20 protein-coding genes are annotated in these 24,137 nt (G+C 44.9%); 7 read left to right on the top strand and 13 right to left on the bottom strand.

Annotation, left to right across the window (positions count from 1 at the left end; all coding sequences use genetic code 11):
- On the bottom strand, positions 1-2,451 hold the full coding sequence (locus D0T66_RS14135) for a DNA translocase FtsK (RefSeq protein ID WP_163357960.1): 2,451 nt from the start codon (positions 2,449-2,451) through the stop codon (positions 1-3).
- A gap of 297 nt (positions 2,452-2,748) precedes the next feature.
- Here D0T66_RS14135 and D0T66_RS14130 point away from each other — a divergent pair, with 297 nt between their 5' ends.
- Positions 2,749-3,309, top strand: a complete 561-nt coding sequence (locus D0T66_RS14130) for a hypothetical protein (protein WP_163357959.1) — start codon at positions 2,749-2,751, stop codon at positions 3,307-3,309.
- 114 nt (positions 3,310-3,423) lie between these two features.
- A complete protein-coding gene (locus D0T66_RS14125; protein ID WP_163357958.1) occupies positions 3,424-3,987 on the top strand; it encodes a hypothetical protein in 564 nt (187 codons plus the stop codon).
- A 128-nt stretch (positions 3,988-4,115) separates the two neighbouring features.
- Here D0T66_RS14125 and rplT read toward each other — a convergent pair whose 3' ends face one another.
- The 9 genes from rplT to D0T66_RS14080 form a co-directional block, all read right to left on the bottom strand.
- The gene (gene rplT / locus D0T66_RS14120) at positions 4,116-4,460 is read right to left on the bottom strand and encodes a 50S ribosomal protein L20 (protein WP_163357957.1); all 345 of its coding nucleotides are present in this window, start codon (positions 4,458-4,460) and stop codon (positions 4,116-4,118) included.
- Between the two features lie 102 nt (positions 4,461-4,562).
- Positions 4,563-4,760, bottom strand: a complete 198-nt coding sequence (rpmI, locus tag D0T66_RS14115) for a 50S ribosomal protein L35 (protein ID WP_163357956.1) — start codon at positions 4,758-4,760, stop codon at positions 4,563-4,565.
- Positions 4,761-4,810: 50 nt separating this feature from the next.
- Positions 4,811-5,407, bottom strand: a complete 597-nt coding sequence (gene infC, locus D0T66_RS14110) for a translation initiation factor IF-3 (RefSeq protein WP_163357955.1) — start codon at positions 5,405-5,407, stop codon at positions 4,811-4,813.
- A 59-nt stretch (positions 5,408-5,466) separates the two neighbouring features.
- A complete protein-coding gene (gene thrS, locus D0T66_RS14105) occupies positions 5,467-7,434 on the bottom strand; it encodes a threonine--tRNA ligase (protein WP_163357954.1) in 1,968 nt (655 codons plus the stop codon).
- 478 nt (positions 7,435-7,912) lie between these two features.
- Complete coding sequence (locus tag D0T66_RS14100; protein ID WP_163357953.1) at positions 7,913-9,775, bottom strand: FISUMP domain-containing protein; 1,863 nt, start codon at positions 9,773-9,775, stop codon at positions 7,913-7,915.
- A gap of 421 nt (positions 9,776-10,196) precedes the next feature.
- A complete protein-coding gene (locus D0T66_RS14095) occupies positions 10,197-12,251 on the bottom strand; it encodes a tetratricopeptide repeat protein (RefSeq protein WP_370520813.1) in 2,055 nt (684 codons plus the stop codon).
- Positions 12,252-12,441: 190 nt separating this feature from the next.
- Entirely contained in the window at positions 12,442-13,227 is a 786-nt protein-coding gene (mazG, locus tag D0T66_RS14090) for a nucleoside triphosphate pyrophosphohydrolase (RefSeq protein WP_163357951.1), read from the bottom strand.
- Between the two features lie 96 nt (positions 13,228-13,323).
- Positions 13,324-14,607 carry a serine dehydratase subunit alpha family protein gene (locus D0T66_RS14085; RefSeq protein WP_163358017.1) on the bottom strand — a complete coding sequence of 428 codons (1,284 nt, stop codon included), beginning with the start codon at positions 14,605-14,607 and terminating at the stop codon, positions 13,324-13,326.
- Between the two features lie 4 nt (positions 14,608-14,611).
- Positions 14,612-16,657, bottom strand: a complete 2,046-nt coding sequence (locus tag D0T66_RS14080; RefSeq protein WP_163357950.1) for a cytochrome c biogenesis protein CcdA — start codon at positions 16,655-16,657, stop codon at positions 14,612-14,614.
- A 126-nt stretch (positions 16,658-16,783) separates the two neighbouring features.
- On the opposite strand from D0T66_RS14080, the gene D0T66_RS14075 reads away from it, so the two are divergent.
- The gene (locus tag D0T66_RS14075; protein ID WP_163357949.1) at positions 16,784-17,407 is read left to right on the top strand and encodes a helix-hairpin-helix domain-containing protein; all 624 of its coding nucleotides are present in this window, start codon (positions 16,784-16,786) and stop codon (positions 17,405-17,407) included.
- A 66-nt stretch (positions 17,408-17,473) separates the two neighbouring features.
- Positions 17,474-18,661: a class I SAM-dependent rRNA methyltransferase gene (locus D0T66_RS14070; protein ID WP_163357948.1), complete on the top strand. Its 1,188-nt coding sequence runs from the start codon at positions 17,474-17,476 to the stop codon at positions 18,659-18,661.
- A 4-nt stretch (positions 18,662-18,665) separates the two neighbouring features.
- Here the strand turns inward: D0T66_RS14070 and D0T66_RS14065 are convergent, their stop codons facing one another.
- From D0T66_RS14065 to D0T66_RS14055, 3 genes are read right to left on the bottom strand one after another with little or no spacing between them, the layout of a single operon-like run.
- The gene (locus D0T66_RS14065; RefSeq protein WP_163357947.1) at positions 18,666-19,124 is read right to left on the bottom strand and encodes a methylated-DNA--[protein]-cysteine S-methyltransferase; all 459 of its coding nucleotides are present in this window, start codon (positions 19,122-19,124) and stop codon (positions 18,666-18,668) included.
- Between the two features lie 7 nt (positions 19,125-19,131).
- Positions 19,132-20,790 carry an alkaline phosphatase gene (locus D0T66_RS14060; protein WP_163357946.1) on the bottom strand — a complete coding sequence of 553 codons (1,659 nt, stop codon included), beginning with the start codon at positions 20,788-20,790 and terminating at the stop codon, positions 19,132-19,134.
- A gap of 27 nt (positions 20,791-20,817) precedes the next feature.
- A complete protein-coding gene (locus D0T66_RS14055; RefSeq protein ID WP_163357945.1) occupies positions 20,818-21,321 on the bottom strand; it encodes a DMP19 family protein in 504 nt (167 codons plus the stop codon).
- A gap of 186 nt (positions 21,322-21,507) precedes the next feature.
- Here D0T66_RS14055 and hpt point away from each other — a divergent pair, with 186 nt between their 5' ends.
- The 3 genes from hpt (at position 21,508) to obgE (ending at position 23,918) form a co-directional block, all read left to right on the top strand.
- Positions 21,508-22,044 carry a hypoxanthine phosphoribosyltransferase gene (gene hpt / locus D0T66_RS14050; RefSeq protein WP_163357944.1) on the top strand — a complete coding sequence of 179 codons (537 nt, stop codon included), beginning with the start codon at positions 21,508-21,510 and terminating at the stop codon, positions 22,042-22,044.
- 22 nt (positions 22,045-22,066) lie between these two features.
- Positions 22,067-22,648, top strand: a complete 582-nt coding sequence (locus D0T66_RS14045; protein ID WP_163357943.1) for an adenylate kinase — start codon at positions 22,067-22,069, stop codon at positions 22,646-22,648.
- A gap of 100 nt (positions 22,649-22,748) precedes the next feature.
- Positions 22,749-23,918, top strand: coding sequence for a GTPase ObgE (gene obgE / locus D0T66_RS14040; protein WP_163357942.1), 1,170 nt, complete (start codon positions 22,749-22,751; stop codon positions 23,916-23,918).
- Positions 23,919-24,137: the final 219 nt, after the last annotated feature.

Genomic DNA, 24,137 nt, shown 5'->3' with positions numbered 1-24,137 from the left:
TCAACCGAGGCTGGTTAGTTTCTGCTCTAAGCTGTATTCGTCTGCAATAAGAACATCGCGCGGCTTGCTGCCTTGTGTAGGACCTACGATTCCGGCAGCTTCCAGTTGGTCCATCAAACGTCCGGCACGATTGTATCCAATAGAGAATTTGCGCTGGATGAGCGAAGTAGAGCCTTGCTGATGTACAACAATCAGACGGGCTGCTTCGTCAAACAACGGGTCGCGGTCGCTAAGGTCGACGCCATTGACCTTATCGTCATTGCTTTCGCCTACATATTCAGGCAGCTCGAATGCCGACGGATACCCCTGTTGATTGGAGATATACTCGGCAATGCCTTCCACCTCGGGCGTATCGACAAAGGCGCATTGTATACGAATCAGGTCACTTCCCTGCGAGAAGAGCATATCACCCCGCCCTATCAGCTGGTTAGCTCCCGACATATCGAGTATGGTGCGCGAGTCTATCTGCGATGTCACCCGGAAAGCCATTCGCGCCGGGAAGTTCGCTTTGATAGTACCCGTAATAATGTTGGTCGTAGGGCGTTGTGTGGCAATGACCATGTGCATACCCACGGCACGTGCCTTCTGGGCGATGCGGGCAATAGGCATTTCTATCTCTTTCCCTGCCGTCATGATGAGGTCGCCGAACTCGTCGATAATGATGACAAGATACGGAAGGAAGCGGTGCCCTTTGAGCGGATTCAGGCGGCGTTTGCGGAATTTCTCGTTATACTCTTTGATGTTACGCACGCCGGCCTCCATGAGCAGTTCGTAACGGTCGTCCATCTCCTTGGTCAACGAATTGAGCGTCTGGGTGACCTTCGTCACATCCGTGATAATCGCCTTTTCGGCATCCGGTAGTTTTGCCAGATAGTGCTTTTCTATGCGGGAGTAGATATTGAACTCGACCATCTTAGGGTCGACCAATACCATCTTCATTTCGGCAGGATGCTTCTTATAAAGCAGGGAAGTGATTATCGCATTCAGACCGACCGACTTACCTTGTCCCGTTGCTCCGGCAACAAGGAGGTGAGGCATCTTGCAAAGGTCGAAAATAAAGACATCGTTGGTGATAGTCTTTCCTAAAGCGACCGGCAAGTCGAAGGTACATTCCTGGAACTTCTTCGAATTGATAACCGAGTTCATCGACACTATCTGCGGATCCTTGTTAGGCACTTCGATACCGATAGTCCCTTTCCCCGGCATAGGCGCAATAATACGTATCCCGAGCGCCGAGAGGCTCAATGCTATATCATCTTCAAGATTACGGATTTTGGAAATACGCACTCCGGCTTTAGGCACAATCTCGTATAATGTAATGGTAGGCCCCACAGTCGCTTTGATGGAGGTAATCTCGATGCCGTAGTTGAGCAATGTGTTGATGATTTTGCTCTTATTGGCATTCTGTTCTTCCATATCCACGCCTTTACCCGTGGTATCATATACTTTCAAGAGGCTTGTCTCAGGAAAATGGAAGTGAGATAAATCCAGCGTAGGATCATACTCTTCCAGCTCTTCCTCGCCTTCCGGCATGCCTTCGGTCTCTTCCGGCACTGCAACTATAGGAGTAGCCTGTTTAGGCGGTGTATATCCCTCATCCTCGTCCTTAGGTACAACTATTTCGAAATCATCCTCTATCAGCACCTTCTCTTCCCTTTTAGGTTCGGCAGGCGGTGTATACCCTTCTATGCCCGAGCCAGATGCCGTATCTTCTTCGTCATCTTCCTCTTCCTCCTGCAACACAGGAGTTCGCTTAAAGAGATTCTTAAACCGCACCCATAAGGATGGTTTCTTTTCATATTCGGGTTCTTCGGAATCATCATCGTCCACAGGATCAGCCGATCGATTGAAAGGACGACGGAAATATTCGACAGAAGCCTTCTTCGTTATAATGATAAACAGTATTATCAGAAGGAGCAACACCATTACCACACCCGGGATGCCGATTGCTGCCTGCAATAACCCTTCGATATAATCCCCATGCGCACCGCCCCACCTGATGTGGGAATGCCCCAATACAGGAGATAGTGCAAATGAAGAGAGTATAGAGCCCCAGATAACAAAGAACGCCGAAACAAGAAAGGTGCGGATAAGCGAGATACGGATAACCTTCATTAACCGCAAGCCTAATAATATAAGGAAAACAGGTATAGCAAAGGAGAATAAGCCAAACCATTCATTGATAAGCTTTTCCGCCATAAATGAGCCGACAACGCCTGTCCAATTATGAATCTCTTGTTTTTGGCTTATCAGTTCCCAGAACGAGCGATTGATAACCTTACTCTGATCCGCCGCTCCTGTAAAGAAAAACGACACCTGCGCCAATAAAATATATGCGCCGATGAAAGCAATGGAGACCCCCAGCAAAAAATGCGATCTATCCTTCCGAAAAAGCTCGATCAACTTCTGTAAAGTACTCTTTTTCTGTTTTTTTACTGTCTTTTTTGCCATAAAAAAAATAGCTCCGTCACTTAATTTATTTACAAATATAGCTAAAACTTGTAAATTTTGTTTGCAAACCTTTCTGCACAAATCATCACAAGCTTCATCTTTATAGAATATGTTAACAATAACAATGTTAATTTCCGCCCGCAGAACAACACAACACGCTATTGATCAGTCGATTTAATTGTTTTTAAACATGTTGTTAAATATACTTATTTGATATATATTAACTATTTGATTTCAAAAACAATATATTTCATCTATATGTTTCAATTATGAACGGACGATAAAATATAGATGATTATGAAAAAGTATATTATTACATTAATAGTAATAGCTGCAGCAGTATTTTCTATGAGCTGTAGCAGCGACGAAGGTAGCGGAAAAAACTTTATCCTCAATGTAAACGGCATAGATTATACTTATAAAGTATATGGAAGCTATGCGTCTGTTACATCCGAAGATAATTACAGATATACCGAATTGTATGGCGTATCGGACGAAACAACAGAATTTGCATCTTGTATTATAGGATACTTCTACAAAGTGAATGGCGACGGAACATATCTCATCACAGACTATAGTACTTTATCACAAGATGTACACCAAGAAACAGACAATAAATATCTGTACCTCCAGGTAAGCCTCGGCTCGGTAGTATACGAAGTTGCCAATGACAAAAACATCGTAAGATACGGTTCTTCTAACGCTATAGGAACAGTAGATGTAGATGCCGGTGGCGGCAATTACAAATTCAAATTAGACAAGCCGGTTACTTTAGGCGATACGCACAATAGCGTAGGTACTCCTCCGACAAATGCACCTTCAAGTATTATTGTACACATGCCAAATGCGTATATGTAAAGACGGACAAACATAATATTAACCTAAAAACCTATGGTTCTGCAACTATAGGTTTTTCCTTTTCTAAACATTTCCATCCCGGCACTTGTTATAAGTAAAAAACATAGAAACATTATGAAAAAAGGGCTATCTATACTACTGACAACTACGCTTCTCCTATTGGGCACGGCATGCAGCAGCAGCGATAGTGACAAAAAATCTTTCGTTCTCAATATAAACGGAACGGACTATCATTACAACGTTACAGCATCCTATCACAATGGGGATACTCCTGACGACGACAACAAGTATGTCGAAATATACGGCCACTCTTCAGATACAAATGAATTTTCGGCCTGCATGATAGGTTTTTCCTACAAGGTGGAAGGCAGTGGCATTTACACCATGACCGACTATTATACCATGTCGGAAGACATACACACCGAAACCGGCAACAAGTATATATTCGTGCACGTAAATCTGGGCAATGACGAAATAGAAGTCGCAGGAGACCAGAATATAATCCGCTACGGAACAACCAACAATTCAGGGACAATAGAAGTAAAAATCATCAACGGGGAATATCGTTTCAAGATAGACCGTCCGCTGATATTGGTACCTACCGGCGAATCCTCCGGGAATCCTCCGGCTAATGCCCCCGAATCTATTATTATCAGTACAACCGAAGAATATATGTAAGATAACCGCTCCCGGCCAATCAATACATTGATAAAGATAACGAATAACGATCGATCAGGAATGCCTGTAAAAAAACAAAGTGCAACCTCTAAAACGGGCTGCACCTTTATAATATTCAGATAAACTGTTTATTTCACCTTATTCACGATAGCTTTGAATGCTTCCGGATGGTTCATAGCAAGGTCGGCAAGAACCTTACGGTTGATTTCGATTTCATTCTTGTGGAGCAATCCCATCAAGCGAGAATACGAAAGTCCTTCCATGCGTGCAGCAGCATTGATACGCTGAATCCACAAAGCGCGGAAATTGCGTTTTTTAGCGCGACGGTCACGGAAAGCATAGGTCAAACCCTTTTCCCAAGTGTTTTTAGCTACTGTCCACACATTTTTACGTGCACCATAGTAACCTCTTGTTAGTTTAAGAATCTTTTTTCTGCGGTTGCGCGAGGCAACATGATTGACTGATCTTGGCATAATTTTAAAATGTTTTGAATGTTAGCGGTTCTTCGTTCCGAGAACTCTTTGGGGCATACATCCGGTTAATAAATCTTTTGTTGAAAACGTACTTAAAAACAATTACTTCATAGCAAGAAGCTGCTTCACTGCTTTCTCATCAACTTTGCTGATAAGGCCTGTGTGAGTCAGGTTTCTTTTCTGTTTTTTTGTTTTCTTAGTCAAGATGTGACTTTTAAAAGCATGTTTTCTTTTGATTTTTCCTGATCCGGTAAGGGCGAACCTCTTTTTGGCACCGGAATTAGTCTTCATTTTAGGCATCTTGTAAATATTAAATAATTAATTAAAATTGAAATATATAGTACATATATTTATTCTTCACTCTCTTCCGCTGATACGTCTTTCGGCTTAGATGCAGGCTTTGGCGCTGCAACCTTTTTAGGCGAAAGCATCATAATCATCTTCTTACCTTCCAACTGCGGCAGCTGATCGACCTTGGCATAATCCTCGAGCTCGGTAGCAAAGCGAAGCAACAACACTTCTCCTTGTTCCTTGAAAAGAATCGAACGCCCTTTAAAGAACACATAGGCTTTCACCTTGGCTCCTTCCGTAAGGAAGTTCTTGGCATGTTTCAGCTTAAAGTTGAAATCATGATCATCCGTCTGCGGCCCGAAGCGGATTTCCTTCACCACTACTTTCACAGACTTAGCTTTAGCCTCTTTCTGCTTTTTCTTTTGTTGATAAAGGAACTTCTGATAATCCATTATTTTACAAACAGGAGGATCGGCAGTAGGAGATATCTCTACCAAGTCCAGCTCCAGTTCATCGGCCATGCGCAAAGCTTCACTGGTTGGGTAGACACCTTGTTCAATGTTGTCGCCTACCAATCGAACTTCTCTTACACGAATGTTCCCGTTAATACGGTGTGCATCCTCTTTTTTCTTGAAATTAATCCTGCTATTTCTCATTCAATAATGTTAATCTCAGTTCTTTTATCCTTTTATTTTTGTTTAGTATTTATAATCAATTAGTTTCGACTCACAACCTGTTCATGTTCCCAGGCATTCATCATTTTCTCAACCTCTTCATTCAGTTGGGCTGCAAAGTTAGTAAATTTCATTGAACCTTGATCACCTTCGCCCTGTTTTCTTATCGAAACTTCTTCACTTTCTGCCTCTTTCTCTCCAACGATGAGCAGATAAGGGATTCGTTTCAACTCGTTATCACGTATTTTTCTACCCACTTTCTCGTTGCGGTCGTCCACACTTGCGCGGATATCCTGTTGCTTGAAATAAGCAGCTACGCGATGGGCATAATCGTTATATTTGTCGCTGATAGGCAGGATTACCACCTGATCAGGCGTCAGCCACAACGGGAATTTTCCGGCTGTGTGCTCTATAAGCACGGCAATGAAACGCTCCATCGAGCCAAACGGCGCGCGGTGAATCATCACCGGACGGTGCTTCTGATTGTCCGCACCTGTATATTCCAACTCGAAACGCTCAGGCAGGTTATAATCCACTTGGATTGTTCCCAATTGCCAGCGACGCCCCAGCGCATCTTTCACCATAAAGTCGAGCTTAGGACCATAGAAAGCTGCTTCGCCCAATTCTACGCGGGCTGGCAGGCCTTTTTCTTCGCAAGCCTCGATAATAGCACGTTCGGCCTTTTCCCAGTTCTCGTCACTTCCGATATATTTCTCTTTGTTTTCAGGGTCACGCAACGATATTTGTGCTTCGAAGTTCTCGAAATCCAACGCTTTAAAGATAATGAAGATGATATCCATTACTTTCAGGAACTCAGCCTTCAACTGCTCCGGCGTACAGAAAATGTGCGCATCGTCCTGCGTAAATCCACGAACACGTGTCAAACCATGAAGTTCGCCACTTTGCTCGTAACGGTAAACCGTACCGAATTCCGCCAGACGCAACGGAAGGTCTTTATACGAACGCGGAACCACCTTGTAAATTTCGCAGTGATGCGGACAGTTCATCGGTTTCAGCAAGAACTCTTCTCCTTCTTCCGGTGTATGAATCGGCTGGAACGAATCCTTTCCGTATTTGGCATAGTGCCCCGATGTCACATACAGCAATTTACTACCGATGTGCGGCGTCATCACCTGTTCGTAATCGAAGCGTTTTTGTATCTTCTTGAGGAAGTCCTCCAATTTCAGACGTAATTGTGTACCACGCGGCAACCACAATGGCAAACCTTTCCCTACATTCTCGGAGAAAGCGAACAATTCCAGTTCCTTACCGATTTTGCGGTGGTCGCGCTTCTTCGCCTCTTCCAGCAATACCAGATATTCATCCAGCATTTTCTTTTTAGGGAAAGTGATTCCATACAGGCGGGTAAGCTGCTTGCGCGTCTCGTCGCCACGCCAGTATGCACCGGCGGCACTCAATATCTTGATTGCCTTGATGTAAGACGTATTCGGGATATGCGGTCCACGACAAAGGTCGGTAAATACCCCTTGCGTATAAGTCGTAATCGTTCCGTCTTCGAGGTCGCTGATCAACTCAACCTTGTAATCCTCGCCACGGTCGCCGAACATCTTGAGGGCGTCGGCTTTGGTTATTTCTTTCCTCTTTATTTCTTCTTTCTGGGCAACCAATTCCTGCATCTTCGCTTCGATTTTCGGGAAATCGGAATCTTTCACAGGCGTATCGCCGAAATCTATATCATAGTAAAATCCGTTCTCGATGGCAGGCCCTATACCGAATTTAGCGTGTGGATAAAGGATCTGCACCGCTTCGGCCATCAGGTGAGCCGACGAATGCCAGAAGGCATGTTTGCCACCCTCATCTTCCCATTTCAGCAGTTCTATCGTAGCATCTTCATCTATCGGGCGCGTCAGATCCCAGATATCGCCATTCACTTTAGCGGCAAGGACTTCCTGTGCCAAACGCTGACTGATGCTCTCTGCTATCTGCATCGAAGTGGTTCCTTTCGCAAATTCGCGTACCGAACCATCGGGAAATGTAATTTTTATCATCTTTTGCAAGTCTAAATTTATACTCGGATTCGTACGAATGAATCCGCTGTTTTTACAACTTGCAAAAATAAGCATTTTCTGCTTTCAATCGCCTTTTAGCCGGCTAAAAAGTATCAATCAAAAATCATATCGTCCCTAAAATGCACAAACATGTTATTTTTTTGTATTAGATCTATCATCAATATATTTTTCTTTCCTGACAGTTGTCGGATTTTACCAGAAAACCTATCTCGCTGATAATCAATCGAAATTATGTTAAAAACTTACACTTCCGACAGATCCGACACGATATGGCGTTTTTTCTCTGCTCATTTTTTAATTACTTAACCACGAAGGGCTCAAAGATTCTACACCAAGAACACAAAGCCAAAAAAACATAGGGAAACAGCCCTTACGGGCTACTTCCCTGTATAGATAATTTTTTTTGCAACTTGTAACTGCCCGAAGGGCGAAGTAACTGTGCAAAGCTCCGCTTTGCTTAATTCTTCTTGCAGCGGACGGAGTATAAGGCGAAGCGACGCTTCTTATCCCGACCGACTGTCGTGGCCGATCTAGAGAAGCCCCGAATCCATGACTCAGTAGTAGTGTTGCTGCTTGCAGTCCAGAACCACGAGTAGTTGCCGTAGTCAAATGACAACCCGTTGGAAGCCAGTCCTACAAGAAGAATATTCATCCCCGGAGTGACAGTAGAGGAGATAATATTAGAGGCTCCGTCGCTGGCAGTGGATAGCGTAGGTACCGGACAGATATCTTTCATACCCTTACCATGACCATTAGCGGTTTTTCCACGCCAATCTGTTGCTCCAATGGTGATAGTGGCGTTAGCATCAGCTATGCCGCTATATTGACTGGTATTACTATTTATTGCCAATTCCAGATCTGTCCATTCTGCATCACTGGGTAAATGCCATCCGTTAGGGCAAATACCCTGCACACGGGCGGGTGTGCCGGCTATGTTCTCACCATCAGTTATGCTGACCTGTCCTGTAGAACCACCTTTCCCGGCAGTGGCAGCGTCCCATGTATATATGCGGCCAATGCGCGGATTGTTGTTGTAAGTGGTAATATTCGCATCTGGATAGCCCCAGTAGGCGGTATTATATGCCATCCCGCTGTTGTAATTAGGTCCTGTCAGGGTGCGATACGGATGCGTAACATTACTGGCATAGCTTGTTGCTGCCAAGTTATTCAGCATCCAACGCCCGGCCGTTGCACCAAAATTGCCTGAGAGGAAAATATTACCATTCTGGTCTTTGTGTAGTTGTATACCGTTAGGTTGTGTAGTCGCATGGGTTCCACCGGCAGATATACTGTTAATTTGAGCAATAGTAAAGCCTGCACGTTGTGCCCATGCTGTCATACTCGGGTCGTTCCCTGTACTGCCACAATTAAGAACTGATACTGTTACATCGTGGAAGCGTTTAGGATTCTTTGTATCGGTAAAAGTAATATCTGTATAGTCATACCTGCTGCCTGTTCCTGCACTGTAGGAGGTATTAATGGCAGCCGGGCTGCTACCGTCTTTCAGATCTGTTCCTCCACTGGAGGGAGTAAGCGTAGCCAATGTTCCTGCTCCGGAGAGAACAGCCTGCCATGTAGCATTACTGCGTACAGGGATACTACCACTCGCTGTGGTAGTATAAATAATCTGACTATTAGTTGCCTTTCCGAGTGCCCAGAGCACATAGTTGGTCTGATTCAAGATTGCTGTCTTCGTTTGCCCACAGAGGCTAAAGGTCAGGTCAGTTTGTCTACTTGCCCATGGTGAAGAAGCATTTATGGTCATTGCATCAGGCAAAAGGCTGATACTCTGAGGAGAGTTTGTCAGTGTAGGTATTGGGTTTCCTGTAAACAGAACAGCACTCAATCCTCCCGAAGCTGCTGCTGTCCATGTAGGGGTTAATCCGTCATCCCAAGTCACTGTCAATGTTTGAGCTGTTAAAGAACGTGCATCTTTTCCACTGGGCAAATCGAAGTAGCCTTTACTAAGGTTCAACTCGGAAGGTTCGAGAGGACGTAGGGCTTGCCATTCATTACCATCCCATATATGAACTCCTTTGCCAAAGTCACATGATAGGGCAGTATTATAAACGATAAGCCCCGTATGTGCTGCATCTTCGGTGACGGCATAACCGCTTGATAACATGGGATATAACTTGTCTTTGTCTGTGAGCGCAACACGAGGCAGTGCCAACCCTTTGGTTGTAGCACTTCCTTGTGTCAAATCGAGTAAAGCTCCTTTATTCGGCGCTTGATTACTCCCGATAGTTACCTGCGCTTGCAGGGCGGTTGTTGTGAATAAGGCTATAAGCATGATAGCCTGTGTTAAAATAGTTTTCATATCATAAAAAAATTAATCACCTCCCCTGTCCCCTCCTACAGAGGGGGTAATAGGAAAAGATGAAATGAATAAATAGTTGTTGATTTTGTAGCCCCTCCAGACCTGCCCCATAGGGAGGCTTAGTGAAGTATGTATTTTTAATTTTTATTGTTTGATAAAGTCTATCTGCTCCCCCTCTGTAGGAGGGGCTTGGGGGGAGGTGATTTCTACCTAAAGCCTTGGATAATCCAAAAAGAAATGCTATATTACGCGCGTGCGTGTGTGTGTGTGAAACCCTATTTTTTAGGATTAAAGAATTAATATTGAGCAAATTAATAAAATATAACACACGGAATACACCCATTATTATTCAAATAACAATTATTAATAAAACAAAGATAAAGAAATATTCCGGATAGAAAAACATCCAAATAAATAAAACTTACTCCGACATTCTTTTGATGATGCTATACGCTTCGACAATACCCAATTCGCCGGCCTTGCGCATATCGGCAAGCGCACGTTCGTAGTCGCGCATATAGAAGCGGGCTAATCCCCGGTTGTAGTAAGCCTCGGCAAAATCTTTGTCGCGGCGGATAGCCTCGTTATAGTCGAGTATAGCCGACTTATAATCCTGCTGTTTGAAGCGGACTCCGGCTCGGTTGTAGTAGGCATACACAAAATCCGGATTCAGTTCGATGACCTTGTTGTAGTTCTTTATAATCATCTCGTGCTCCATATTCTTCTTCGGTTCGGGCACAGCAGCCTGAACAGGCGTAGAAGTTCCTATGGTTGGCACTTTTTTCTGTGGTTCTATCTGCTCCGAAACGGCTGTAATATCCGTATCATAGTCGGGTGTCCGTTCTTTCAGCTCGAGCACTTTCTCATACACCACCGCCTGATTGAAGTATGCTAACAAGAAATTAGGATCGAGCATGATAGCTTTATTAAAATCGTCGATAGAAGCCGTGAAATCCTGCACCAGCATATAATCGATTCCGCGCGCAAAGAGGAGAAGAGCATTGGTCGGCGCTTCGGCAATGTCTTTCGACAAATCGTTTATCGATTCAAAGTGGTCTTCTATCTGGAATTCATTCAGTGAGGTTTCGCTATTCGTCACGCGCAACTTACGCGGCAATATTCCCAGTTTGTTGACATCATCCACCACCGGATTATAATAGACCGATCGTCTGACGTCATTTGGTTTTTCGTAATAAGTGGCAATGAAGCGCGGTTCGGCATCGATGCGAACCTGACGGTTTTGTATTTTTCCGCGGGTTTCGCTGTTGAATTTGTTCTTTTCTTCTTCCGTCTTATCGGCTACGACAAGCTTATCGAATTTATTGATATTCTTATCCGATTTTTCGCGGGTTTTCTCGTCCGGTTGCTTTCCGTCGGCATATTCTTTCTGTATGCGGACTTCGGTGTTGCGGGCATAGTTATAGTCCCGCTCTGCTCCGGCTAAGTCATTCTTTCGCCGCTTAATCTCCGAACGGGCATAATATCCCTGATAGAAGTCAGGATATTCAGACAAGACGACATTCATATCAGCCAGCGCACCGTTATAATCGGCAATGTTGTTTTTCAGCAATGCCCGGTTGAAATACGCCATATGGTTATCCGGCTCCTGCTCGAGAACGACATTGAAATCTTCGATCGCATTATTGTCATCACCTACCTGTCCGCGCAACAATCCGCGGTTGAAGCGGGCTATCACATTACTCGGCTCCAGGTCGATAACTTTATCATAATCGCTCATCGCGCCACGCAAATCCTGCTTCGAGTACCTGACCAATCCGCGGTTGATAAAGTTTCCTGTCTGCAACGGATCGAGTTTGATGGCTTCGTCGAAATCGACAAGGGCGCTATCGTATTGCTGTTTATAGTAATAAAGCAATCCCCGCATCGAGTAAGAGTGCGGCAGATACTTGTCCAAATCGATAGCCGTCGTATAATCTTCAAACGCTTTCAGCGTATCACCACTTTCCTGATACATAGCTCCCCGTGTGAGGTAGCCTGCGGCATATTTCGGGTATAATTTCAGCAGTTCGTTCAAGGTAGTCTCCGCTGCTTCGTAATCTTTCTTTTGTATGTCGACTATCCCCAGATTGACCAGCACAAACTGGTCGTTCGGATAACTTTCCAATGACTTGGCGTAGTCGGCTCGCGCACCATCGTAGTCGCTCAGGCTCTGGCGGGCATCCCCACGAAGCTGATAAGCCCTGACCATAAACGGATTCCGTTCGATAGCCAACGAGCAATCTTCCTCCGCACCTTTGAAGTCGTCGAGATAGAATTTGGCTACTCCCCTGAAAAAATAAGGTTCAGGCAGGTAAGGCTTGGCTTTTATGACTTGGTTGAAATATTGGATGGATAAAACATAGTCTTCGAAATAAAGCGCATTCCGACCGATTCTCATTACCCGTTCAGTGTTAATTTGAGCGAATGATAATAAGCTGATACAGAAAACAGCAATGAGAAGTATACCTTTTTTCACTATACGCGGCTTTATTTTTTTAAGTTTTATGCTTTTTCCCGAGCAACAATCTTGTTAAAAATCGACTACAATAGTCGCAAATATATTAATTAACTCCGTTCAGTCCTATGATATTACCTCAGAATTAATTGAAAAAATAATTTATATATGTTAAACAGTATTTGACGTGATTTATTGTTTTGCCTTGTTACTACTCTCCCCTTTTCGCCTCTTCCCAGAGTGCATCCATTTCGGCAAGCGTCATGTCTTTCACATTTTTTCCGGCTTCGCGGGCTTTTTGTTCTATATAATTGAAGCGACGGATAAATTTCTGGTTTGTGCGCTCCAAAGCGTTATCGGGATTGACATCGTACAAGCGTGCTGCATTTATCAGGCTGAAAAACAAGTCGCCGAACTCCGCCTCCATCTTATCGGCATTCATATCGGCTATTTCGCTTTTCAGTTCCGTAAATTCTTCGGTCACTTTCTCCCATACATCTTCTTTCTGCTTCCAATCGAAACCGGCATGACGGGCTTTATCCTGTATGCGGTGTGCCTTAGCTATCGACGCCAATGAAGCGGGAACGCCGCCGAGAATTGTTTTGTTACCGCCTTTTTCTTTCAGTTTGATTTGCTCCCAGTTTTGCTCTACTTCGCCTGCTGTTTTCGCGGCATCGTCGCCAAATACATGCGGATGACGGAAAATCAGTTTATCGCACAAGGCATTGCAAACATCGGCAATATCGAAAGCTTGCTTCTCTTCGCCTATCTTGGAATAGAAAACGATATGCAGCAGCACATCGCCTAATTCTTTCTTTATCTCGTTGTTGTCGTTTTTGATAATAGCTTCGCAAAGCTCGTATGTCTCCTCAATGGTATTGGTGCGCAGGCTTTCGTTTGTTTGTTCGGCATCCCACGGGCATTTCACCCGCAATTCGTCCATCACATCAAGTAGCCGCCCGAAGGCTTCGAGTTTTTGTTGTTTTGTATTTTTCATTTCTTACAGGATAATGCACAACTTTTTATTGTTTCTTGTGCATATTCTTTATTATATGCACAACTTTTCGCTGTTTCTTGTGCACGTTTTATTCATTTAACACTTATTCGTCATAATATCCAGCACCAGTTTGTCGGTCTCGTTCATTCCCTGCGAACCGATAATGGTCAGGTTGCGAATACACTTATCCACATCTTCTTCGATAATCCCTTCGACCGCACTCACACAATGCTGTTCCATCGCCATCATAGCCGAAAGCACTGCCGTAGATGTTCCGCTTGTCACCTTGAGCGAACAGCTTGGTTTAGCTCCATCGCAAATCATCCCTGTAAGGTTGGCAATCATATTCTTCACAGCAAAGCAGATACGCTCATAGCAGCCACCCATCAGGTAGGTGATGCCGCAACTCGAACCCGTAGCTGCAACAACACAACCGCAAAGGGCAGACAGGCGTCCGAGGCTTTGCTTGATATAGATAACCGTCAGATGGCTAAGCATCAATGCACGGATAAGTTCTTCCTCATTTTTTCCGGTTTCTTCGGCAAAAATCACCACCGGAACAGTGGCTGCAATACCTTGGTTCCCACTTCCCGAATTGCTCATCACAGGAATCATAGCCCCCGCCATACGGGCATCGCAGGCAGCCGATGTATAAGACAGGATGCTGGAAAAAGTATTCCGCCCCATTATTTTCTGCTCCACTTCTCCTTGCAGGGTTTTGCCCAAGCAGTGTCCGTAGTTGCATGTGAGTGATTGCTCGGCAGCCGCTTTGTTCAATCGGGCTGTTTCGAGGATAAAAGCAATCTCATCTATCGGAGCTTCCATCGCAAAGTCATAGACTTTCCGCATCGAAAGTTCGGGAGATGCTTCTTCTTTTTCCTCCGTAGACGGACAACGCTTGTCGAGAAGAATTTCTCCGTTTTTCTCTAAATAGACAAAATTGGCATGTTCGCAGGCAATAATGGCCATAACGGATTCTTCGCCGCCAGTACAAACGGTTTCGATATATAATTTATCAGTAATATCTTCTTTGAGGGAGACTGTTATTATTTTCCTTTCAATCAACTGCTTGCCTTGCTCTACATCTTCGCAGGAGCAGTCTTTCAGCACTTCCAGCTGGTATTCGGATTTGCCTTTCAATGCGCCCAAAGCAATAGCAATAGGCAACCCGATCATGCCTGTGCCGGGGATACCCACCCCCATCGCATTTTTGAGAATATTGGCACTCAAAAAGACATCTATTTTTTCGGGAAGGCGACCGAGTGTTTCCGTTGCTTTGGCTACACATAGAGCCACAGCTATGGGCTCGGTGCAACCGATAGCGGGAACAACCTCCCGCTTGACCAGCGCTATAATCTGGTTTCTTTCTTCAGCAGTCAGCATGCTACTGTTTCTTGAAGTTATCCAATCCCGTCTGAAGGAAGTTTATATACTTACTCACATCTTTGTCATAAGCATAAGATGGCCCGATTGGCATTCCTTCGTGGTTCAAGAGAATGTAATAAGGTTGTGAGTTCATTCCGAACTTATGACGTTGTAGGTAGCTCCATTTATCACCTATTGTTTTCAGTTTCGTCTTTTTGCCATTCTCTTCGGTAACTTCTATAACCTCAGGTAATCTTGTTTTATCATCAACAATAAGTGTAATTAAAACATAATCGTCTTCAAGCATTCCCTTCACACGAGGCTCTATCCATACCGAATTTTCCATATTACGACAATTAACACAACCGTATCCCGTAAAGTCAAGCATTACGGGCTTATTTACGCTCTTGGCATAAGCCATACCTAAATCGTAATCTTCAAATTTAGCATGAACCGTTCCATCGTATAAACTGAAATCCTGCGTTTTAGGTAGCGGCAGAAAAGCGCTGATAGATTTTAGCGGTGCGCCCCACAATCCCGGAATCATATAGATGGCAAAAGCAAACGATATAATTGCCAAAAATACGCGCGGAACGGAAACATATTGTAAGTCGCTGTCGTGCGATAGTTTGAGTTTTCCTAAAAGGTATAATCCTAAGAGAGCGAATATCACAATCCAAAGGACAAGGAATACTTCGCGGTCGAGCAATCCCCATCCATAGGCCATATCGGCTACCGAGAAAAATTTCAATGCTAAAGCCAGTTCGAGGAATCCTAATACCACTTTCACCGAATTGAGCCATCCACCCGATTTCGGCATGCTTTCGAGCCACGAAGGGAAAATAGCAAACAGCGTAAACGGAATAGCCAACGCAATGGCAAAACCAGACATCCCTATCGCCGGAGCAACAATACTTCCCGAACTGGCAGCATCTACCAACAAGATTCCAATAACCGGCCCCGTGCAGGAGAAAGAAACCAATGCCAGCGTAAACGCCATAAAGAAGATACTGATTATCCCCGTTGTGGAATCGGCTTTGCTGTCCATTTTATTTGTCCACGACGATGGCAAGGTAAGTTCGAATGCCCCCAAGAATGAGATAGCAAATACTACCAACAAGGCAAAGAATATCAGATTAAACAGAGCACTCGTCGCCATATCGTTTAGCGCGCCTGCGCCAAATATCGCTGTAATAATCAATCCGAGCGATACATATATAATGATAATACCCAGTCCGTAGGTCATTGCCTCGCGGATAGCTTTACCTTTATTTTTCTTGTTCCGTTTCAGGAAGAAGCTGACAGTCATCGGTATCATCGGCCACACACACGGTGTAAGGAGCGCAACAAAGCCTCCGACCATTCCCATGAAGAAGATGTATATCAATGTCATATCCTTCGTGCTGCCTGCTGCACCGTAATCGTTCAACTCCTTGATAACCGGTGTCCACAAATCCGATTTAGTATCAGTTGGAGCAGGAGTTACCGTAGTAGTTGTAGTGGTTTCCGGCTCTTTTGCTGTAGTTGCCAGCTCATTAGCCGCCTTCGTATCATCCGCCTTTGGTGTTTCTTCTGCCGGCTTTGCCTGTACAGCTGCAACGGTTAATGTCTTAGGCAAATCCTTCGCCGAAAACTCAAAATCGAACGGTAGTGGCGGTGTACACGTTTGATCGGTACAAGCCTGCGCGCGGACATCGCCTTTCAGCGAAAAAGCCGCTTTATCGGTCACCTTGAATCGTTGGGTAAATACCGCCTGATTCTTGAAGATACCGATATTCATGCTAAACTCCTTATAGTAGTGAGTTTCGTGGTTCTTTTTATCGAATTTGACTTTGCCGACAGCCGTTGCCCCTTTCACCTCATCAAATGCGAAAGTGGTCGGATTAGGCCCTCCGTCGGGAACTTCGGAGTCATATATATACCATCCGTCGTCTATATTGACGGTTGCGACAAAATCTACTTCGCCGTTTCCTTTATCGTCCAATCTGAATGACCATCCGATAGGGTCTGCTTTCAACCCCAGAAACGATATGATAGTAACAAGCAGTAAAAATGTTCTTTTCATTGTATCTTAGTGTATAGCTATTGGTTATCGCTGTAATGTTCGCAAAGTTATGAAAAAAAGTAACATATCTATTGTCCATAACTATTATTAAAGGTATTTTTGTATCTTTTGATTAAACACCTCTGTATGAACTGGAAAGACTACTTTTCTTTTGACAGGCGAGACCGCACAGCTATCATTTTGCTATTATTGATACTTGTTTTGGTTCTCGTCCTTGTTGCTGTAAGCGACAAGGAAAAGAATACCGTCTCACCAGAGAAAGAGGCTGCCTACCGCACCCGATTCGATTCGTTGCAAGGAAGCCAACCCGAAAAGCCCGTTTTCGACAGCTATCCCACCAAGCTTCGCGAAGGGGAAACGATCGAAATCAACACTGCCGACACTACCCTACTAAAACAAATCCCGGGAATAGGCAGCAGCTACTCGAGGCGGATTGTCAACTACCGCAATAGCCTCGGAGGGTATGTGCGCATCGAACAACTGCGCGAGGTGTGGGGGTTGGATGAGGATCTTTATCAGCGAATAAAGCCTTATATCACCCTCGAAGGAAACCCGAAGCGGATCAGGATAAACTCCTTGCCGGAGCAGGAGCTTCGCAAGCACCCGTATATCAGTTACAAGCAGGCGAAGGTAATAGCAGATATACGGCAGCGAAAGGGGAAAATCGCCTCCGTCAACCGCCTGTCGTTATTGGAGGAATTTACGGAGGAGGACATTGTCCGATTGAAACCTTACCTGTCTTTTGAGTAGTACGTAAAGCTTTTACGCGAAAAAGTATTACTTTTGTCTCTCTCTTTGAATTTTACAGGATATCAGATGGATTATAAAAAAATCATACTTAAACCCAAGAAAGACGAATCGCTTCGCCGCTTTCATCCGTGGGTTTTCTCGGGAGCCGTTCAGCGGAAAGATGCCAATTTGGAAGAAGGCGCGATTGTTACCGTCCACACTTCCGACGGCGAATTTATTGCCGTAGGGCATTATCAGATCGGCAGCATCGAAGTGCGTGTCCTTTCATTCGAAGAAACAATTATTGACGGAGCATTCTGGGAAAAACGCCTCACGGCTGCTTACGAAATGCGTAAGGCGATTGGGCTGATTCGCCCCGATAATAATACCTATCGGCTGGTACATGGCGAAGGGGATAACCTTCCCGGTTTAATCATCGATATATACGGCGATACGGCGGTGATGCAATCGCACTCGGTGGGGATGCACGAATCGCGGGAAGCCATTTGCGAAGCATTGAAAACGGTTATGGGCGAAAGCCTCCGGAATATATACTACAAATCGGAGACTACCCTCCCTTACAAGGCGGAACTGGGGGCTGAAAACGGCTACCTGTACGGCGGCAGGGAGGTCGACAATATTGTGACTGAAAATGGTTTGAAATTCCACGGCGACTGGCTGAAAGGACAAAAGACAGGCTTTTTCGTCGACCAGCGCGACAACCGCTCCCTCCTCGAGAAATACTCGGACGGACGCACCGTGCTGAATATGTTCTGCTACACGGGTGGATTCTCGTTCTATGCCATGCGTGGAGGCGCCAAGTCGGTTCATTCGGTCGATAGCTCATCCAAGGCTATTGTGATGGCAGAGGAAAATGTGAAACTCAATTTTGCCGAAGATCCGCGCCACAAGGCTTTTGCCGAAGATGCGTTCAAGTTTCTGCGGGATATGGAGCATGGACAATATGATTTGATTGTTCTCGATCCGCCTGCCTTTGCCAAACACCGCGGAGCTATCAAAAATGCCTTGCAAGGATATAAACGGCTGAATGCCGTAGCTTTTGAGAAGATAGCTAAAGGGGGTATTTTGTTTACGTTCTCCTGTTCGCAGGCCATCACCAAAGATATGTTCCGTCTGGCTGTTTTCAGCGCAGCGGCACAATCGGGGCGCAGCGTAAGGATACTGCATCAGCTGACGCAGCCTGCCGATCATCCTGTCAACATCTACCACCCCGAAGGGGAATATCTGAAAGGATTAGTCTTGTACGTAGAATAGAAATTTATTTGGATTTCTTTTCCAAATCCAATAAAAAGCGCTTCACATCCAGTCCTCCGGCATAGCCCGTGAGGCTGCCATTGGCTCCCACCACACGATGGCAGGGAATGACAATCATCAGCGGATTGCGGTTGTTGCCCATACCCACCGCACGCGAAGCCTTAGGATTGCCCAGCATTTCGGCCTGCTGCTTGTAGCTACGCGTTTCGCCGTAAGGAATCTCCAACAGCGCACTCCATGCTTTCTTCTGGAAGTCTGTCCCATGAACGCCCAAAGGCAGTTCGAAATCTTTGCGCTCACCTCTGAAATACTCGTTCAATTGCTCTGCCGCTTGCTTCGTAAGGGGCGTTTCTTCCTCCTTGAAATTTTCGGGTTTTCGCAGGGCAATATTGGTAATAGCATCGTCTTTCTGGAGTATCCAGAGAGTGCCGATTGGGGTTTCGTAGCTAAATCCGGTTTTCATAAGCCTTCTATTTTATATAATCGAGGATGTTGGCAGGAATATAGAACGTATCGTTTTTGTCGATATAGATCGTTACCGAAGCTATATCGATTTGCTTTTTATTCAGATAGGCAACAGACTTAAATGCAGGCACTTCGAGCGTATTCTTTCCTTTTTTGATGACCAGCATCGGGAAGTTTGTCCCTTTCTCCTTAGAGATGGTATAGTTCACACCTTTCAGCACGTTGGTATGCTTGGCGAATGTCTGTTCGGTCAACGTCCGGAAGTGTGTTTTTATACCTAACAAATCAACCATGTATTCGTGAATATCCACATTGTTATTCACCCCTATCGGCAGATTCTCAGCTCCTTGTGGGTGATAAGCAGCCAGAAAAACCTCTTCGCCGGTATGCCCGCCTGTCGTAAATCCAAAATAGGTACGCTTATTCATAATGTTGACGAGTGTCGCCGTCATATTGGGAGTTTCGCCGACCTTCATATAATTTTCGTACTTGTAGTTCTTCGAATTGAGGAGTGCCGCCAATTCTTCGTCCGTAATGTCGATATCAGTATATTGTTTGATGACAGCCTTGAAATTTTCCGGCTTTTCTTTCAGCAGGATGCGTTCAAGTCCCGAAGCTGTTTTCTTATATTTCGACACGTTGCCGAAAAGCTTGTCGAGACCGGCTCTGTCGTAATTTTTCAGATCGTGGCGCCCGATAGTGAATCCGCTATTGCCATGATCGGGCAAAATAACAATTGCTGTATTGCCATTCTCTTTGGCAAATTCCACCGCCGCTCCCACAGCATCGTCGAAAGCGAGAAGTTCGGTAATACAACCGATGGCATCGTTACTGTGAGCAGTCCAATCCACCTTGCTCCCTTCTACCATCAGGAAAAAGCCGTTTTCGTTCTGCGAAAGCAAGTCGATAGCCTTACGCGTCATTTCCTCGAGCGAAGGAATTGTATCGGCATTGCGGTCGAGGTCGTAGGGCAAACTCATCTGGGCAAACAGCGCCCATAATTTTCCTTCTTTGTGATTGCGGAAAGCCTCTATATCATTCTTGAGGTATGTCGTTCCGGTATTGCGAAGTTGTTGCTTTATATCTTCCGTCATCAGCCTGTTTCCTCCACCGAAAACTACATCCAGATGCTGATAGGCCATTTGCGAAGCAATATATTCATATTTTCCGCGACTATAATAGTGGGCTGCACAATCGGCAGGAGTTGCGTGCGGAAATTCGGATGTCACCACCAATCCCGTAGCTTTGTTTTTTACCAGACGGGCTCCTTCGAGTATGGTGAGCAAAGGCTGATAGGCCATCGTCGGGTCTACCTCTCCCATGTCATTTTCGGGATCTGCCAGTGGATAAATGGACACATTGCCCGATTGCTGCGGCATACCCGTCATATAAGCTGCGGTAGTCGGTGCCGAATCGCCGATAGGGGCATTGGAGGAGAACGTAATCACCGTGCCGCACATATACGGATCGAGGTTTAAGGCCTCGCCCATTTTGTTGTATTTTTTATACCAGCGGGCGGCCGAAACAACCCCGATAGACGTTCCGTCGGGAATCATTAATATCACATTCTTTACCGGCTCTATTTCTTTCTTATATCTGTATTGCCCGAAAAGGGAAACAACTGAAAAAGCAAACAAAAGCGTCAATAAGTATATTCTTTTCATGTTTTTAAGTAATGTTATAAAATAGCGTCAGTCAATTAATATCGCAAACTCTCCGAGGTGGTTTTCGACATACTTTTTCACGATTTCCAGGTCGTCACCCATTATCTCATAGAAGCGATCGTCTAAAGATTCGAAATCGGTATATTCATCGTACATCTCCGAAAATTCCTCTATCGAAACCTCTTTTTCCAGTTCTTCGCGATGTTCTTCGTATACAGTCCTCGCTTCTTCCACTATCTGTGCTGTTTGTTCTGCTCCCCACGCCCGGATAGTATCCGCAAACGGCGTATCGAAGACATATCGTCCATAACCGTTCTGGATAAGCTGTAAAAAACCGCCATTAGCAACTTCGCCGTAAAGGAAATTAAAAGCCATAAGGGTATGTTGCGAGCCGTTGAACGGTTCCTCGGTTTCTTGAGTGTCTGAGGCGATTATCTCGCCGTACTTATCAATAAACAGAAAAAGGAAATCCCATGCGTCTTCCTGATTCTTTGCAAGCTCTTTTCTGCTGATTTCGGGTAATACATTCATGTTATACTTCATTTTAAAATGGTAATCAATCGGGAAAATATAGCGGTTATACCTGTTAAACAAACAAAGGTACGCAAAATCCTTATCTTAGAGGGGAATAAAAGTGAAGAAAATTTTAGCCTGTGATAATAGCCCAACTTCGAGCGAATTATAGTACTTTTGCAATTTAAATTATGGAACAATAAAATGGAAACAATCAAAATAAAGGATAAAGAATTTGAACTTTTTATCCCTTCATCCGAAATCGAGCAGGCTATAGACCGGATAGCCGAAAAGATGACGAAAGATCTCGAAAAGAAAAACCCGCTGTTTATCTGTGTCCTCAACGGCTCGTTTATGTTTGCCTCCGATTTGATGAAGCGCATAAACATTCCTGCCGAGATTTCGTTTGTCCGCATGTCATCGTACAGCGGAACGGCTTCGACAGGGGATGTGAAAATTGTATACGGATTGGAAGAGAGTATCGAAGGACGCACCATTGTCGTGGTAGAAGATATCGTAGACACCGGCAACACGATGGAGCGCATGCTCCGCCAACTCGAAGCATTGAACCCGAAAGAGATAAAAGTTTCAACTTTCTTGCTTAAACCCGATGCGTTGAAACACGAAGTTCCACTGGACTATGTAGCATTGAGCGTACCGACCGATTTTATTGTCGGATACGGGCTCGATTACGACGGATACGGACGCAACCTGCCGGATATTTATAAACTGAAACAATAATAACTAAATACATTAAACAGACATGTTGAATATTGTAATATTTGGAGCTCCCGGCTCAGGAAAAGGAACTCAGAGCGAGAACCTGATAAAAAAATACAACCTGGCGCATATCTCGACAGGAGACGTTTTGCGTGCCGAAATGAAGAATGGCACAGAACTCGGTAAGCTTGCCGAAGGATATATCTCGAAAGGGCAATTAGTACCCGACGAAGTGGTTATCGATATGTTGGCTAAGGTATTGGACGAAAAAATAAAAGCCGGAGCATCGGGCGTTATCTTCGATGGTTTCCCGCGTACCATCCCGCAGGGAGAAGCATTGGACAAAATGCTCGAGGCAAGAGGCGAAGAAGTTTCGGCCGTTGTCAGCCTCGATGTGGAGGAAGAAGAGCTTATCGAGCGCCTGCTGAAACGCGGACAAGAACTGGGACGCAGCGACGACAATTATGATACTATCAAAGCCCGCCTCGAAGTATATAACAACCAGACTTCGCCGCTGAAAGAACATTACAAAAAGAACGAAAAATTACATGCGATTCACGGAATGGGTAAGGTAGAAGAAATTTTCGACCGCATTGCCGAAGCAATCGAGAAAGTTAAGAAATAAGCAATAGCAGGCTACAAGAGGGAGGAAGTCGTAAGTATTGGCTTATGACTTCCTTTTCGTATCTTTGTACCATCATTCAAATAATACACCAAGTCAAATTATGGCAGATTCGAATTTTATAGACTACGTCAAGATATTTTGCCGCTCGGGTAAAGGCGGACGGGGGTCGACACACTTCCGTCGCGAGAAATATATTCCTAAAGGCGGACCCGACGGCGGCGACGGTGGAAATGGCGGCGACATCATTCTGCGCGCCAACCGTAACCTGTGGACGTTGCTGCATCTTAAATTTCAGCGCCATATACTTGCCGGACATGGCGAAAGCGGTTCCGGACGTTTAGCGACAGGCAAAAGCGGCGATTCGAAAATTATCGAAGTGCCTTGCGGAACAGTCGCCTATGACGGGCAGACGGGTGAATACCTCTGCGATGTGACCGAGGACGGGCAGGAAGTAGTACTGCTGAAAGGCGGACGGGGCGGAAAAGGGAATAACTTTTTCAAAACCTCGACTAATCAGGCGCCACGCTATGCCCAACCAGGCGAGCCTTACGAGGAGCGCTATGTTATATTCGAATTGAAAGTATTGGCTGACGTCGGGCTGGTAGGATTTCCCAATGCCGGGAAGTCGACTTTGCTTTCCGTTATGACTTCGGCCAAACCCAAGATAGCCAATTATCCGTTTACCACCCTGCAACCGAATCTGGGCATGGTGCAATATCGCGATTTCCGTTCGTTTGTAATGGCCGACATTCCGGGAATCATCGAAGGAGCAAGCGAGGGCAAAGGCTTAGGATTGCGTTTCCTCCGCCACATCGAACGGAATTCGTTGCTGCTATTCCTTGTCCCAGCCGATGCGGACGATATTCATCAGGAATACCGCATTTTGCTGAACGAATTATCGCAATATAATCCCGAGTTGCTCGACAAGCGACGCGTGTTAGCCATTTCCAAGTCGGACATGCTGGACGAGGAGCTGAAAGAGGCTCTGAGCGAAGACTTGCCGGATATTCCACATATTTTCATTTCATCGGTTATCAACGAAGGTATCAACGAACTGAAAGATTTACTTTGGAAAGAACTGAATGCCGACGGCGAATACCAGAAGACATTCGACATTTCGCACCGTAATCTGGATATTAAGCAGGTCGAATTCGACGAAGAAGACGAAATCCCTGAAGATGAATACGAGGAAGAATGGTTCGACGATGAGGAGGACGAGGATTTCGACCCGGAATTTTATTACGAAGAGGGATTAGACGACGAAGAATAATACTGTATTTAGCATATTATTAAAGCCGAAAGTTGCATTTTTCGGCTTTTTTGTTTTTCTTTGTCAAATATAGTGGGGTTAATATCTATACGGATAATGAAACAAAAATACCTTATTTTTTTATTTAACTTTCGTCTTATCAATATGTTCATTGGTGAGATAATAGGCACACACACACACACACACACACACGTAATATAACGTTTTCTTGGGATTTAT

The sequence above is a fragment of the Dysgonomonas sp. 25 genome (assembly GCF_010501075.1).
GTDB lineage: Bacteria > Bacteroidota > Bacteroidia > Bacteroidales > Dysgonomonadaceae > Dysgonomonas.
The sequence above is the reverse complement of the archived record's forward strand: the minus strand, read 5'-3'. Positions and strand labels throughout refer to the sequence as shown.